This window comes from Arthrobacter sp. MDT2-3 (assembly GCF_059090465.1).
The window spans coordinates 91,167-104,645 of the sequence record NZ_JBNHFS010000005.1 but is presented as its reverse complement, the minus strand read 5'-3'; the positions used below and the strand labels follow the sequence as shown (position 1 = coordinate 104,645).

11 protein-coding genes are annotated in these 13,479 nt (G+C 64.8%); 3 read left to right on the top strand and 8 right to left on the bottom strand.

The window, feature by feature from the left end:
• Positions 1-59 precede the first annotated feature (59 nt).
• Together uvrB and coaE are read right to left on the bottom strand one after the other, a co-directional pair.
• On the bottom strand, positions 60-2,156 hold the full coding sequence (gene uvrB, locus AC5RUQ_RS15515; RefSeq protein ID WP_493948247.1) for an excinuclease ABC subunit UvrB: 2,097 nt from the start codon (positions 2,154-2,156) through the stop codon (positions 60-62).
• Positions 2,157-2,237: 81 nt separating this feature from the next.
• Positions 2,238-3,452 (bottom strand): dephospho-CoA kinase, encoded by a 1,215-nt coding sequence (gene coaE / locus AC5RUQ_RS15510; RefSeq protein WP_493948246.1) that lies wholly within the window; start codon positions 3,450-3,452, stop codon positions 2,238-2,240.
• Between the two features lie 73 nt (positions 3,453-3,525).
• On the opposite strand from coaE, the gene AC5RUQ_RS15505 reads away from it, so the two are divergent.
• Both AC5RUQ_RS15505 and AC5RUQ_RS15500 read left to right on the top strand, forming a co-directional pair.
• A complete protein-coding gene (locus AC5RUQ_RS15505) occupies positions 3,526-4,215 on the top strand; it encodes an IMPACT family protein (protein ID WP_493948245.1) in 690 nt (229 codons plus the stop codon).
• A complete protein-coding gene (locus tag AC5RUQ_RS15500) occupies positions 4,199-4,702 on the top strand; it encodes a GNAT family N-acetyltransferase (protein WP_493948244.1) in 504 nt (167 codons plus the stop codon). The genes AC5RUQ_RS15505 and AC5RUQ_RS15500 overlap by 17 nt, the downstream gene beginning before the upstream one ends.
• A 115-nt stretch (positions 4,703-4,817) precedes the next feature.
• Here the strand turns inward: AC5RUQ_RS15500 and rpsA are convergent, their stop codons facing one another.
• The 3 genes from rpsA to polA form a co-directional block, all read right to left on the bottom strand.
• Positions 4,818-6,296 (bottom strand): 30S ribosomal protein S1, encoded by a 1,479-nt coding sequence (gene rpsA, locus AC5RUQ_RS15495; RefSeq protein ID WP_013600871.1) that lies wholly within the window; start codon positions 6,294-6,296, stop codon positions 4,818-4,820.
• 215 nt (positions 6,297-6,511) lie between these two features.
• Positions 6,512-7,810, bottom strand: coding sequence for a GNAT family N-acetyltransferase (locus AC5RUQ_RS15490; protein ID WP_493948243.1), 1,299 nt, complete (start codon positions 7,808-7,810; stop codon positions 6,512-6,514).
• 146 nt (positions 7,811-7,956) lie between these two features.
• Positions 7,957-10,599, bottom strand: coding sequence for a DNA polymerase I (gene polA / locus AC5RUQ_RS15485; RefSeq protein WP_493948443.1), 2,643 nt, complete (start codon positions 10,597-10,599; stop codon positions 7,957-7,959).
• 220 nt (positions 10,600-10,819) lie between these two features.
• Here polA and AC5RUQ_RS15480 point away from each other — a divergent pair, with 220 nt between their 5' ends.
• Positions 10,820-11,281 carry a hotdog fold thioesterase gene (locus AC5RUQ_RS15480; protein ID WP_493948242.1) on the top strand — a complete coding sequence of 154 codons (462 nt, stop codon included), beginning with the start codon at positions 10,820-10,822 and terminating at the stop codon, positions 11,279-11,281.
• Positions 11,282-11,284: 3 nt separating this feature from the next.
• On the opposite strand, the gene AC5RUQ_RS15475 is transcribed toward AC5RUQ_RS15480, so the two are convergent.
• The 3 genes from AC5RUQ_RS15475 to AC5RUQ_RS15465 all read right to left on the bottom strand — a co-directional run bounded on the left by AC5RUQ_RS15475 (position 11,285) and on the right by AC5RUQ_RS15465 (position 13,457).
• On the bottom strand, positions 11,285-11,839 hold the full coding sequence (locus AC5RUQ_RS15475) for a dihydrofolate reductase family protein (RefSeq protein ID WP_493948241.1): 555 nt from the start codon (positions 11,837-11,839) through the stop codon (positions 11,285-11,287).
• A 74-nt stretch (positions 11,840-11,913) separates the two neighbouring features.
• A complete protein-coding gene (locus AC5RUQ_RS15470; RefSeq protein WP_256247702.1) occupies positions 11,914-12,135 on the bottom strand; it encodes a hypothetical protein in 222 nt (73 codons plus the stop codon).
• Positions 12,132-13,457 (bottom strand): inorganic phosphate transporter, encoded by a 1,326-nt coding sequence (locus AC5RUQ_RS15465; RefSeq protein WP_493948240.1) that lies wholly within the window; start codon positions 13,455-13,457, stop codon positions 12,132-12,134. Before AC5RUQ_RS15465 ends, AC5RUQ_RS15470 begins: the two co-directional genes overlap by 4 nt.
• Between the last annotated feature and the right edge of the window lie 22 nt (positions 13,458-13,479).

Sequence of the window (13,479 nt, the reverse complement as noted above, 5' to 3'; positions counted from 1 at the left end):
TACGTGGCATTAACTGTACCCCAGGCTGGTGCCCAGCCAGGTCACTGATGGCGTTTGCGTCAGGCGTGCCCGGCGGCCTGCATCTGGCGCAGTTCCTTTTTCAGCTCGCTGACTTCGTCCCTGATCCGGGCCGCCACCTCGAACTGCAGCTCGGCAGCGGCCCCGTGCATCTGTTCCGTCAGCTGTTCGATCAGGCCTACCAGGTCCTCCGCCGGTGCGGCGGCGAGGCCGTCGGAGCGCACCTGGGCGGCACCCTTTGCAGCGGCCTTCCGTTTGCCGCCCTTGGCCAGTCGGTTGTTCTTGAGCAGTTCCTGGGTGTCGGCATCTTCCCTGGCAAGCTGGTCGGTGATGTCGGCGATCTTTTTCCGCAGCGGCTGCGGATCCACGCCGTTTTCCGTGTTGTAGGCCACCTGGATGGCACGGCGCCGGTTGGTTTCCTCGATGGCGTGGGCCATGGAGTCCGTGATTCGGTCGGCGTACATGTGCACCTGGCCGGACACGTTTCGTGCAGCACGGCCGATGGTCTGGATCAGGGACGTGGAGGACCGCAGGAAGCCTTCCTTGTCCGCGTCCAGGATGCTGACCAGGGAGACTTCCGGCAGGTCCAGGCCCTCACGGAGCAGGTTGATGCCCACCAGGACGTCGAAACTGCCCATCCTGAGTTCACGCAGCAACTCCACCCGGCGCAGCGTATCGACGTCGGAGTGCAGGTACTCCACTTTGATGCCATGGCCCAAAAGGTAGTCGGTGAGGTCCTCGGCCATGCGCTTGGTGAGGGTAGTGACAAGGACACGCTCGTCCTTCTCCACGCGGGTCCTGATTTCGCCGAGGAGATCGTCGATCTGGCCCTTGGTGGGCTTGACGACGACTTCGGGGTCGATGAGGCCGGTGGGCCTGATGATCTGCTGGACCGTCCCGTCCGCTTTGCCCAGCTCGTATTTGCCGGGTGTCGCGGAAAGGTAGACGGTCTGCCCGATGCGTTCCAGGAACTCGTCCCACTTCAGCGGCCGGTTGTCCATGGCGGACGGCAGCCGGAAGCCGTGGTCCACCAGGGTCCGCTTGCGGGACATATCCCCTTCGTACATGGCGCCGATCTGCGGGATGGTCACGTGGGATTCATCCACCACCAGCAAGAAGTCGTCCGGGAAGTAGTCGATAAGGCAGTGCGGAGCGGTGCCGCCGCCGCGGCCGTCGATGTGGCGTGAGTAGTTTTCGATGCCGTTGCAGAAGCCCATCTGCTGCATCATCTCGAGGTCGTAGGTGGTGCGCATGCGGAGGCGCTGCGCTTCCACCAGCTTGTTCTGCCCTTCCAGCACGGCCAGCCGTTCGGCGAGCTCATCCTCGATGGCCTTAATGGCGCGGGTCATCCGTTCCGGTCCGGCCACGTAGTGCGATGCGGGGAAGACGTACATCTCGGTTTCCTCGCGGATCACTTCGCCCGTAACCGGATGCAGCGTGTAGATGTTCTCCACTTCGTCGCCAAAGAACTCGATTCGCAGGGCCAGTTCCTCGTACATTGGGATGATCTCGACCGTATCGCCGCGCACCCGGAAGGTGCCGCGGTGGAAATCCATGTCATTGCGGGTGTACTGCATGGAAACGAATTTCCGCAGGAGCGCGTCCCGGTTCATCTCCTGGCCCCTGCGGAGGGTGACCATGCCGGCGATGTACTCTTCCGGGGTGCCCAGGCCGTAGATGCAGGAGACAGTGGCCACCACGATGACGTCACGCCGGGTCAGCAGGGCGTTGGTTGCGGAATGCCGCAGCCGCTCCACTTCCTCATTCACGGAGGAGTCCTTCTCAATGAAGGTGTCCGTCTGCGGTACGTAGGCTTCCGGCTGGTAGTAGTCGTAGTACGAAACGAAGTACTCCACCGCGTTGTTGGGCAGGAGCTCACGGAATTCGTTGGCCAGCTGCGCCGCGAGGGTCTTGTTCTGGACCATCACCAGGGTGGGCCGCTGGACCTGTTCGATCAGCCACGCCGTCGTGGCGCTCTTGCCGGTACCGGTGGCGCCGAGCAGCACAACGTCCTTCTCGCCGTTCTTGATACGTTCCGTCAGCTCCGCAATCGCGGCTGGCTGGTCCCCGGCAGGCTTGAACTCGCTGATGACCTCGAAGGGGGCTACAACACGGTTGATCTCCTGCGCAAGGCTCATGGTTCTAATTTACCGTGGGGCACCGACACTGGGAGGGCACGTCCGTTACGGGCGAACAGCCGCCGGATCTTCGGGCCGGCCTCAGGATGGGTAGGACGGCGGAGCCCACCCGGTTTCCGTCGCCCAGGCAGACATTCGCGGCCACGCAACATCCGTGAACCAAGGCTCCTTGGCCTCGGCATACGCCCTGGTGCTGGCCGAGCCGGCAAAACGCCCGGCAAGATCTGCCTGGTGCGCTGCATACAGCCGGAGCGCGGCCGGGTCATCCCGCAACCAGTCCCGGAACATCAGGGCATAACGCCAGCCAGGCGAGCCGGCAACGCGGACGTGGATGTTGACCGGCCGGCCGGGATCGGCGTTGGCGTGGAACCGTTTTTGCCACTGCCGGGGATCCGGCTCCGTCGGTTTGGGCGTATCGGACCCGGCGCCGGGAACCAGGGGGAACCCGGCGTCCGCCAGCAGTGGCGCAGCAGTGTCAGCAACGTCCAGGCCGGACACCGCAATCTGGAGGTCGATCACGTCCTTCGCGGCCAGCCCGGGGACGGACGTGGAGCCGATGTGGTCCACCGCCAGGATGAGTCCAGGCGCCGCCGTCGTCAGCCTTGCCGCTATCCTGGCCGCCTGCTTCGCCCACTCCTCCCGGTACGGTTCCAGGACAGGCCCGCCGTTCCTTGCCGCGCGCGTCCCGGCAGCCATGTTCCGCGCAAAGGGCACCAACCGCCCGTCCCAGAGTTCGTCCACCTGCTTCACCAGGTCCTCCAGGCTCCCCGAATTGTCGAGGACGACGTCGGCCGCGGCCAAACGATCCTCCCTGCCCGCCTGGGCATCCATGCGTAATTGCGCGGCCTCCCGGCTCATTCCGCGGTGATCAAGCATCCGCTGCAACCGCGCGTCGTCCGGCGCATCCACAACCAGGACGAGGTGGAAGTTACTGCCCTGGCCGGTTTCCACGAGCAGCGGTATGTCCTGCACCACCACGGCATCCACGGCGGCGGCTTCGACCATGGCTGCGGCGCGGGCCCGGACCAGCGGGTGGACGATCCCGTTCAGCGTCGCCAGGCGTGCAGAATCCCCAAACACCAGGGCGCCGAGTTTTGGCCGGTCCAGCCGGCCGTCAACGCCCAGGACCTCCTCGCCGAACTCAGCCACGATCCGCTCCAGGCCTTCCGTGCCGGGTTCCACCACCTCCCGCGCGAGCGCGTCAGCGTCCACCAGCACTGCCCCGCGTTCCCTGAGCCGGGAGGCGACAACTGACTTTCCTGAGGCGATTCCACCCGTCAACCCAATTTTCAGCACTCCACCACACTATTGCCTTGCCGCCCCCTGGCGTCGTGGGCCCACGGCCGATGCCGCAACTAGACTGGGGCGGATGCAAGAGCCAGACAGCAGGACAACCGCCTACACCACCCTGGCGTCCGGTCCGGACTTCCGCCATGAGATCGAGATCAAACGATCCAGGTTCATCACAGTGCTGCGCCGGGCGGACAGCGAGGAAGCCGCGAGGGACCTGGTGGCCGGCCTCCGCCGCGAGTTCCACGACGCCCGGCACCACTGCTCGGCCTTCCTTCTCGGGCCCGACCGGGACATCCAACGCTCCAGCGACGACGGCGAGCCCTCCGGTACGGCCGGCATCCCCATGCTTGAGGCCCTGGCCAAAAGGGAAACGACGCCCGGGCTGGCCGACCTCAGCGACGTGACCGCCGTCGTCGTGCGCTACTTCGGCGGGATCCTCCTGGGAGCGGGCGGACTGGTACGGGCCTACTCGGAGTCAGTGTCCTCGGCGCTTTCCCTGGCGCCAATGGTGCGCCGCAGCAGGTTGCGGATCTGCTCTGCGGAAGTGCCGCATGCTGCTGCCGGGCGGCTGGAAAATGACCTGCGGGGTGCTGGTTTCGTGATGGCGGAAACCAGCTACGGCGCGCAGCACACTGTCCTGCGGCTGGCGCTGCCGGACGAAGCCGGGGAAATTTCGGCCGCCGCGGAGCGCCTTCAGGCACTCACCGCGGGCAGCGCCGTCCTCCAAACCGAAGGAACGGAGTGGGTGGATGTCCCCTTCCCCTGACGTGGCACTGGTGGACGTGGATGAAACAGTGCTGGAGCAGCTCCTGGAACTCGCCAAGCGCGACGCCTCCCCCGACGAAGTGGCGCCCCCGCTGGGCGGCCCGGGCTGGAACCCGGAGCGCACGGCGTGGTTCTTCAGCTATCACCGCGCGGCCGCCCACGGCCTGGACGGGGATGCAGGCGAGAAGACGTGGGGTATTCTCGCCGACGGCAGCCTTGCCGGCTCCATCCGCCTCCGCCGCGTTGAATCCGGCAACGGTGTGGCTGTTGCCGACACCGGCATCTGGCTCGGCAGGAGCTTCCGGTCCCGGGGCATCGGAACCGCCGCCCTGCGCCTGGTTCTCCACGAGGCCCGCAACGCCGGCATCGCCGAGGTTACCGCCCGGACCCTCACGGGAAACCTCGGCGCCCAGCGCGTCCTTGCTTCCGCCGGGGCAGTACTCACGCCCGACGACGACGGGACAGTAAGCGCCGTCGTCGTACTTTAAGTGCCTGGTTCCCCTTAAGCACGGCGGGCCCGTCAGTTCCGTTAACGCGACAGACCCCCTGCCGTGTGGGCAGGGGGTCTGTCGCGTTGGCCCGGAAAGTCCGGGCCGGTGGCAATTAGTTGCCGGTCAGCTTCTCGCGCAGAGCGGCGAGAGCCTCGTCGGATGCAAGCGTACCTGCACCGGCGTTGGACTCAGCAGCAGGCTCCGAGGAGTAGCTGGTGGTGCCGGAATCGCTGTCACCGGACGTTGCGGCAGCAGCATCGTCAGCAGCGTGCTGGGCAACCTGCTTCTTGTGGGCTTCCCAGCGGGTCTGGGCGTCAGCGTACTGCTGCTCCCAGGCGGCGCGCTGGTTCTCGTAGCCTTCAAGCCACTCGTTGGACTCGGGATCGAAGCCCTCGGGGTACTTGTAGTTGCCCTCTTCGTCGTACTCTGCGGCCATGCCGTACAGAGCCGGATCGAATTCGGTGCTGTCGGCGTCGACGCCCTCGTTGGCCTGCTTGAGGGAGAGGGAGATGCGGCGGCGCTCGAGGTCGATGTCGATGACCTTGACGAACAGCTCGTCGCCAACGGAGACAACCTGCTCGGCCAGCTCCACGTGGCGCACGGCCAGCTCGGAGATGTGGACCAGGCCTTCGATGCCGTCTTCGACGCGGACGAACGCACCGAACGGAACGAGCTTGGTGACCTTACCCGGAACAACCTGGCCGAGGGCGTGGGTGCGGGCGAAGGTCTGCCACGGATCTTCCTGCGTAGCCTTGAGGGACAAGGAAACACGCTCGCGGTCCAGGTCGACCTCGAGAACCTCGACGGTGACTTCCTGGCCAACTTCGACAACCTCGGACGGGTGGTCGATGTGCTTCCAGGACAGCTCGGAAACGTGAACCAGGCCGTCTACGCCGCCCAGGTCCACGAAGGCACCGAAGTTGACGATGGAGGAAACGACGCCGGGACGGACCTGGCCCTTTTCCAGCTTGTTGAGGAAGGTGGAGCGGACCTCGGACTGGGTCTGCTCGAGCCAGGCACGGCGGGAAAGGACCACATTGTTGCGGTTCTTGTCCAGCTCGATGATCTTGGCTTCGATCTGCTGGCCGATGTACGGAGCCAGGTCGCGCACTCGGCGCATCTCGACGAGGGATGCGGGCAGGAAGCCGCGCAGGCCGATGTCGAGGATAAGACCACCCTTGACGACCTCGATGACGGTACCGGTGACAACACCGTCTTCTTCCTTGACCTTCTCGATGTCGCCCCAGGCACGCTCGTACTGAGCGCGCTTCTTGGAGAGGATCAGGCGGCCTTCTTTGTCTTCCTTGGTGAGCACCAGGGCTTCGACCTGATCGCCAACGGAGACGACGTCTCCGGGATCAACGTCGTGCTTGATGGACAGCTCACGGGAGGGGATGACACCTTCGGTCTTGTAACCGATGTCGAGCAGGACTTCATCGCGGTCGACCTTGACGACGGTACCTTCGACGAGATCTCCGTCGTTGAAGTACTTGATGGTGGCGTCGACTGCTGCGAGGAAGTCCTCAGCGGTACCGATGTCGTTAATGGCGACTACGGGGGTACCGGGCTTCTCGGTGGAGGTGATGGTCATGTAGTAGGGGCTCCGTTGTGGATAGTTAGTTGGTCAGGCGACCACCACTTCCGGGTACTGACCTGGAGGCGGAGCGCGGCGGATTGCCGGGTCATCCTGATTGCGTGGCGTTCAAGTGCGAACCAAAGCTGCGCACACGTAACACACGCCCGTTCATTCTAGTCGCTGCCCGCAACACGGGTCAAAAGCGGCGCTCCTGTTTCCAGGGTTACGGGTCAGAAATGGGTGAGGCAGTGTGGTGCCCGCTCGACGGCGAACATCTGCCGTGCCTTCAGCGCCGCGTCGGCCGTCTTTTCCTGGATCCGCCCTGCTGCCGTCAGCGTGACGGGGCAGACGGCACCCAGGTAGATGGAGGAAAGGGCCGAGACATCCAGCGCCAGGTCCGCTTCCGCGGTTTCCGGCAGGCGTTCGACGACGGCCTTGCCGCCATCCACAGTGAGGGCAAAGGTTCCTGCCGTGAGGCCCAGGGCGTCATGGACTTCGAAGACCAGCCGGCCGTCCGCCGGGTAGTGCCTGGCCTCCAATGCCTTGCCGGCGTCCAGGACGCGGAGCCACAGCATGTCCCGGCTGTCCGAGGAGTCGATGCAGCGGGGATCGCTGAGTGCCCATGCCAGCGGGTCATCGACCGGTGCCTCGTCCCAGGACACCCGCTCCACGAGGTCGATGGCGCCCAGGAACTGCCAGAGCTCCAGGTAGGCGTCGTTGCCGGCGGCCACCAGGTCCACCACTTCCACCGTGTACGGTTCGGTGTCCCAGCCGAGGAACTTGTAGGAGACGTAGCCGTCCACGGCTCCGTCGGCCGAGTAGTGCAGGACAACCTTGACGGCGGGGTCCTCCTTGCCGTCGCGGCTGAGTGATCCCGACGCGAGCTGCCGGTACCATTCCTGCCGGCCGAGGGATCCGGGGGTGAGCTGGTGGACCCGGTCAAAGACCTCCGGCGCGAGCTGCAGCAGGGCCTTGGGATCTGCCACCTCCACACTGCCCGTGGGGTTGTGCCCGAGGCTGAACCGGGCAGTGGTATCCACCTTCACCGTCCGCTCGAAGCTGGCGACACCGTAGCCGAAGCGCCCGTAGATGGTTCCCTCGGAGGCGGTAAGGGCGGCCATCGCGAGCCCGTCCTGCTTGGCGAGGTGCAGGTCCTCGCTCATCATCCGGCGCAGCAGGCCGCGGCGGCGGTGCGAGGTCCGCACGGTCACCGAGGTGACCAGCCGGGTCTCAAGGGTCCGGCCAAAACCGATGTTCAGGCTCTTGCGGAAGGTGGCAAAGGTGGCCACCGGCACGTTGGCGGGCAGCGAATTTGGCGCGACTGGGCCTGTTTGGTAGACCCCGGTTAGGACCCGGCCGTCCGTTTCGTAGGTGGCAAGGGACTTCGCAACATGCTCGGGCGTGCGGGTGGACTCGTGGAACCCAAAGGCCACCGCCCTGGCCCAGGTTTCCGCCTCGGCGTAGCCGTCATTACCTTTGGACACCGCGCCGAAGCGACGGATCTCATAGTTCCCGCTCAGATCAGCCATCGGACCGAGCCTAACCAATCCGCCCCGCTCCTGGCCAGCATCGACACGCTTCCGCGGGGACGGGGCGCGTACAGTTCCTTGAACTGTGTCCAGACGTCCTGGTTGTCCATCGCGCCCCGCCCCGTCAGTTACAGGGCGTGGCCGCGCTAGTGCCCGGCGTCATACCAGCTGGGACCAACACCGATCTGGACCTCCAGCGGGACAGTAAGGTCCGCCGCGGCGGCCATCTGCTCGGTCACGAGTTTCTCCACCGCTGCCCGCTCCCCCGCGGCGACTTCAAGGACCAGTTCGTCGTGGACCTGCAGGAGCATTCGCGACTTCAGGCCCTGCGACCGGAGTTCGGCATGGACGCCGAGCATGGCGCGTTTGATGATGTCTGCTGCCGAGCCCTGGATGGGGCTGTTGAGGGCGATGCGTTCAGCGTTTTCCCGCAGTTGCCGGTCTGTACTGGTGAGGTCCGGCAGATAGCGGCGGCGGCCCTCAATGGTGGCGGTGTAGCCGTCCACCCTTGCCTGGTCCACCACGCCACGGAGGTAGTCGCGGACGGCGCCGAACCGGTCGAAGTAGTCCTTCATCAGCGTGCGGGCCTCGTCCACGGAGATCTCCAGCTGCTTGGACAGGCCGAAGGAGGTCAGTCCGTAGGCCAGCCCGTAGGACATGGCCTTCACCTTGGAGCGCATGGCGCTGGTGACTTCGCTGGTGGGCACGTGGAAGATGTTGGAGCCCACGAACCGGTGCAGGTCCTCGCCGTCGCGGTAAGCCTGGATCAGGCCCTCATCGCCGGACAGGTGCGCCATGATCCGCATTTCGATCTGCGAGTAGTCGGCGGACAGCAGGCATTCGTAGCCCTCGCTGACCACGAAGATTCCGCGGACGCGGCGGCCTTCCTCACTGCGGATGGGGATGTTCTGCAAGTTGGGATTGTTCGAGGAGATCCGGCCGGTGGCCGCTACGTTCTGCGCGTAGGTGGTGTGGATGCGGCCGTCCTCCGCCACAGACTTCTTCAGCGACTCGAGCATCTGCCGCAGCTTGGATGCCTCACGGTGCGCCATGAGCTGGACCAGGAACTCGTGCCCGGTTTTCTCCAGAAGGTTCTTCAGCGAGGCGGCGTCGGTGGTGTAGCCGGACTTGATCTTCTTGGTCTTGGGCAGCTGGAGTTCGTCGAACAGGACGGTCTGCAGCTGTTTGGGCGACCCCAGGTTCACTTCGTGGCCGATGGCCGCGAATGCCTGCTCCTGGGCGTGGTCGATGACCCTGGCAAGATCGGCGAGCTGTTCGTCCATGCGGTCCATGTCGATGGCGATGCCGGCAAGTTCCATGTCAGCCAGGACCCGGCTGACCGGCAATTCGAGGGTGGAAAGCAGCTCCTCCGCCTTGCGCTCATTGAGCTCGGTTTCGAAGTATCGGCTGAGGGACTGCACGACGGCGGCTGCCTGGACCAGTGCGTCGGCGGCGGCGGTATCGTCCCCGTCGAACGACAGTTCCAGCTGTCCGGCCTTGGCAGTGGCGGCAGGAATTCCGACGTTGAGGTGGTGCTGGGCGAGTTCGTCGAGTTCGTAGGAGCGGCGGTCGGGCTGGATGAGGTACCCGGAAATCGAGGTGTCGTCCACCACGCCCTCCAGCTCCAGCCCCCGGGAGGTCAAAGCTTTGAGTGCAGCTTTGAATCCGTGCATCACCTTCGGCGCTTCGGGGTCGCGCAGCCAGCTGGCAAGCACGTTCTCGGTCTCCGCATCCTGGCCGGACAGGTTGATGTAAACAGCGGCATCGTCCCGGACGATGGCCAATACTGCCGCGTCCTCGCCGATCCGTCCGGGAATGAGGTCCACAGCCAGCGCGGAGCGCTGCCCCGCGCCCGCGGCCAGGAACGCTTCCAGTTCGGCGGCGGTGGCAGGAGTGGTGTACTCCGGGGCGTCGATGCTCTCCCGCTCGGCCGCCGGAGCGTCCTCGTCACTGTAGAGGGCGAAGAGCCGGCTGCGGATGGTCTTGAACTCAAGTTGGTCGAACAAATCCTCCAGCGCGGCCTGGTCCGGGCGGGGCTGGTACAAGTCATCAAGCGTGACGGGAAGCTCCAAGTCCGTATGGAGCTGGTTGAGCATCCGGTTCCGCTTCACGTTTTCGACGTTCTCCCGCAGGGCGTCGCCCACCTTCCCGCCGATGGAGTCCAGGTGCTCGAGGACACCTTCGAGTCCGCCGTAAAGGTTGATCCACTTGGCTGCGGTCTTCGGGCCGACGCCGGGCACACCGGGCAGGTTGTCCGCGGTCTCCCCCACCAGCGCGGCGAGGTCAGAGTACCGGGACGGGCTGACGAAGTACTTGGCTTCGATGGCAGCAGCATCCATCCGCGGGATGTCGCTCACGCCCTTCTTGGGATAGAGCACGAAGACGTTGTCCGTGATGAGCTGGAACGCGTCCCGGTCACCCGAAACCAGCAGGACCTCAAATCCTGCCTTCTCACCCATTGCGGCAAGGGTGGCAAGGATGTCATCCGCCTCGTAGCCCGGCAGCTTGATGGTCTTGATGCCCCATGCCTCCATGACCTGCGCGATGAGGTCGATCTGGCCGCTCATCTCCCTGGGCGTCTCGTTCCGGCCGCCCTTGTATTCGCTGTACTGGGACTTGCGGTGGGTGGTTTCGTCCGAGACGTCGAAGGCCACAGCGATGTGGGTGGGCTGCTGTTCCTTGATGAGGTTGATCAGCATTGATGTAAAGCCGTGGATGGCGTTGGTGTGCTGCCCGTTCATCGTGGAGAACTTGTCCGCGGGGAGGGCGAAGAAGGCACGGAAAGCCATGGAGTGGCCGTCCAGCACCAGCAGCCGCGGCTGGCCGGTGATAGGGACCACGGGGGCAGCAGTGGCCGAAACCGATCCGCCGGCCTGGCCCGGAACCGTGTCCTGAACAGCAGCGTCCTCAAGGGCGGTTGAGCCCTGTGGGGCGTTGTCCTCCTGCAGGACATTGGACGGGAAAGGGGCCGGTTTGGTTGTTTCACTCACAGGTGCCAGCCTAGTTGCCATGATGGACAATTTCACGCCCGGCGCCTTCGCCGACGAGCTCACTGCCGCCGGCGTCCCGGAGCACCTGCACGGCTGGCTGGGCCAATTCGGGATAGGCGCGTTGGTGGTTAAGATGGGGATCCGCTTCCTGGAGATGAGTCCCGAGCGGACGGTGGCCACCATGCCGGTGGAGGGAAACACCCAAGTGGCGGGAATCCTGCACGGCGGCGCCCACGTGGTGCTGGCCGAGACGCTTGGATCATTCTCTGCGGGCATGCATGCCGGGCCAGGACGCCACGCGGTGGGCATCGAGGTCAGCGCCACCCATCACCGGTCCATCGCGTCGGGCACGGTCACGGGAACCTGCTCCGCGATCCACCTTGGCCGGACTCTTGCGACACACGAGATTGTGATGACGGATGGGCAGGGGCGGCGACTGTCCACCGCCCGGATCACCAATTTGATCCGGGATAACGAATAGTCGTTAATCCCCGGGCTTTGTATTCAGGAGGTAACGCAGCTCAACGATGCCCCTGCCCATGGCGCGGGAGGCAGTCAACTCAAGTGGCGGCGTCGGGCCTGTCAATGGGAGTAGCCGCTTGCCGTCGCCAAGCACAACGGGAATGACGGAGAGGATGAGCTCATCCAGCAGGCCTGCGTCGGCAAACTGCGCCGCGAGGTCTCCCCCGCCCACCACCCAGACGTTCCTGCCTCCGGCGTCTGCCTTGAAGTCGGCGATGAACTCACTGACGCTCCCGCGGATAAACGTAATGTCCGCCCCGTCCGGCGCGGTGTACTCATGCCGGGTAAAGACGTAGCAGGGGGTGTCAGGATAGGGCCAGTTTCCTGGTTCATGCTCCATCAGCCAGGCATACGTCCCGCCGCCCATAACGATGCAGCCGACGCCGGCCATGAACGTCTCATAGCTTTCCTTGCCGCCCTCAAAACCATCGAACTGCAGGAGCCAGCTCAGATCGTCTGTGGGCGTGGCAATAAAACCGTCAAGGGACGCGGCTACAAAATACTGAATCCGGGACATGGCCCCAGCTTAACCATCCGCCGCCGTCCGGCCAACGGCCCAGTGGGCAGCTCTTGCCGCGCGTCCCGGGCACGTTAGCCGGAGAAGTACGGGATGATCAGGTACAGGCCAAACAGCACGGCCAATCCGCACAGCCCGAAGCACACATAGGCAAGGGACCGCTTCACCCCCGGTGAAGCCTGCTGCACGTCGCCGGCAATGGCCGTCAGCCGAACGCCCAGCGAGTAGAGAACCACGACGGTCACTGCGGCTGCCAGGGTGGCCCCTGCCACGGTCAGCAGTTCCAACCATTTCATCGTTGCGCATCTTTCGTTGTAATGGCTTCGGCTTCAGCTTCGGTAGTGGCCTCGGCGCTGGTGTTGGGCTCGGCGCTGGTCTTGGCTTCAGCATTGGTGTTTGCTTCGGCATTGGCCTTCGAGTGGGCCTTGGCCTTGGCGCGCGCCCGGGCCATCGCCTTCTTCTTGGCAAAGCGCACGGCCTGGCCGGCTTCCTCCACCTCAATGGCGTTATGGTGGCCGACGGCGGACTTGCGTGAGTAGAAGAACATAAAGAGAACGGCTGCCGTGCCGGCGACGGCCGCAATCAGGACCCCTACTACGCCGGTCTTGACCAGCAGCGCAGTCAGCGCCCCCACGATGCCGGCTGCGGGAAGGGTGAAGAGCCAGCCCAGGGCGATCTTGCCCACCATGTTCCAGCGGACGCTGGTTCCCCTGCGGCCCATGCCGGAGCCGATGACGGAACCGGACGCCACCTGGGTGGTTGAGAGTGCGAAGCCGAGGTGCGAGGACGCGAGGATGGCCGACGCCGTGCTGGTCTCGGCGGCGAAACCCTGCGCAGGCTTTACTTCCGTGAGCCCGGCGCCCATGGTGCGGATGATGCGCCAGCCGCCGGCGTAGGTGCCGATGGCAATGGCAAAGGCACAGGCGGCGATCACCCAGAACTGCGGGCCGGACCCCGGGGTCTGCGTCCCGGCCGCGATCAGGACCAGGGTGATGATGCCCATGGTCTTCTGGGCGTCGTTGGTGCCGTGGGCAAGTGCAACCAGGCTGGATGTGAAGATCTGGCCGGTCCGGAAGCCGCCGCGCTTCTGCGTGAGCTTGCTGCCGGTTTCGGGATCGTGCCGTGACGTCAGGGCGTAGGCGAGGCGGGTGCAGATGTAGGCAACGATGCCGGCGATGAGCGGCGCAAAGATCGCAGGCAGGATGACCTTCTGCATAAGGCCCTCAAGATTGATGGAATTGAAGCCGATGCCGGCAATGGCCGCACCGATCAGACCGCCGAACAGGGCGTGCGAGGAACTCGACGGCAGGCCCTTCAGCCACGTGATCATGTTCCACAGGATTGCTCCCATAAGACCGGCGAAGATGATGTCCGGCGTGATCTGCACGCCTTCGGAACCTTCACGGATGATGCCACCGGAGACCGTTTTGGCGACTTCCGTAGACAGGAAGGCGCCCACCAGATTCAAAACGGCCGCGAGGGTTACCGCAGTCTTCGGCTTGATGGCACCGGTTGCGATGGGCGTAGCCATGGCATTCGCTGTGTCATGGAAGCCGTTCGTGAAGTCGAAAAATAGTGCCAGTGCGATGACCAGCGCCACCATGAAGGTGATATCCACCTGTTGCCCAATCTGCAGAGTC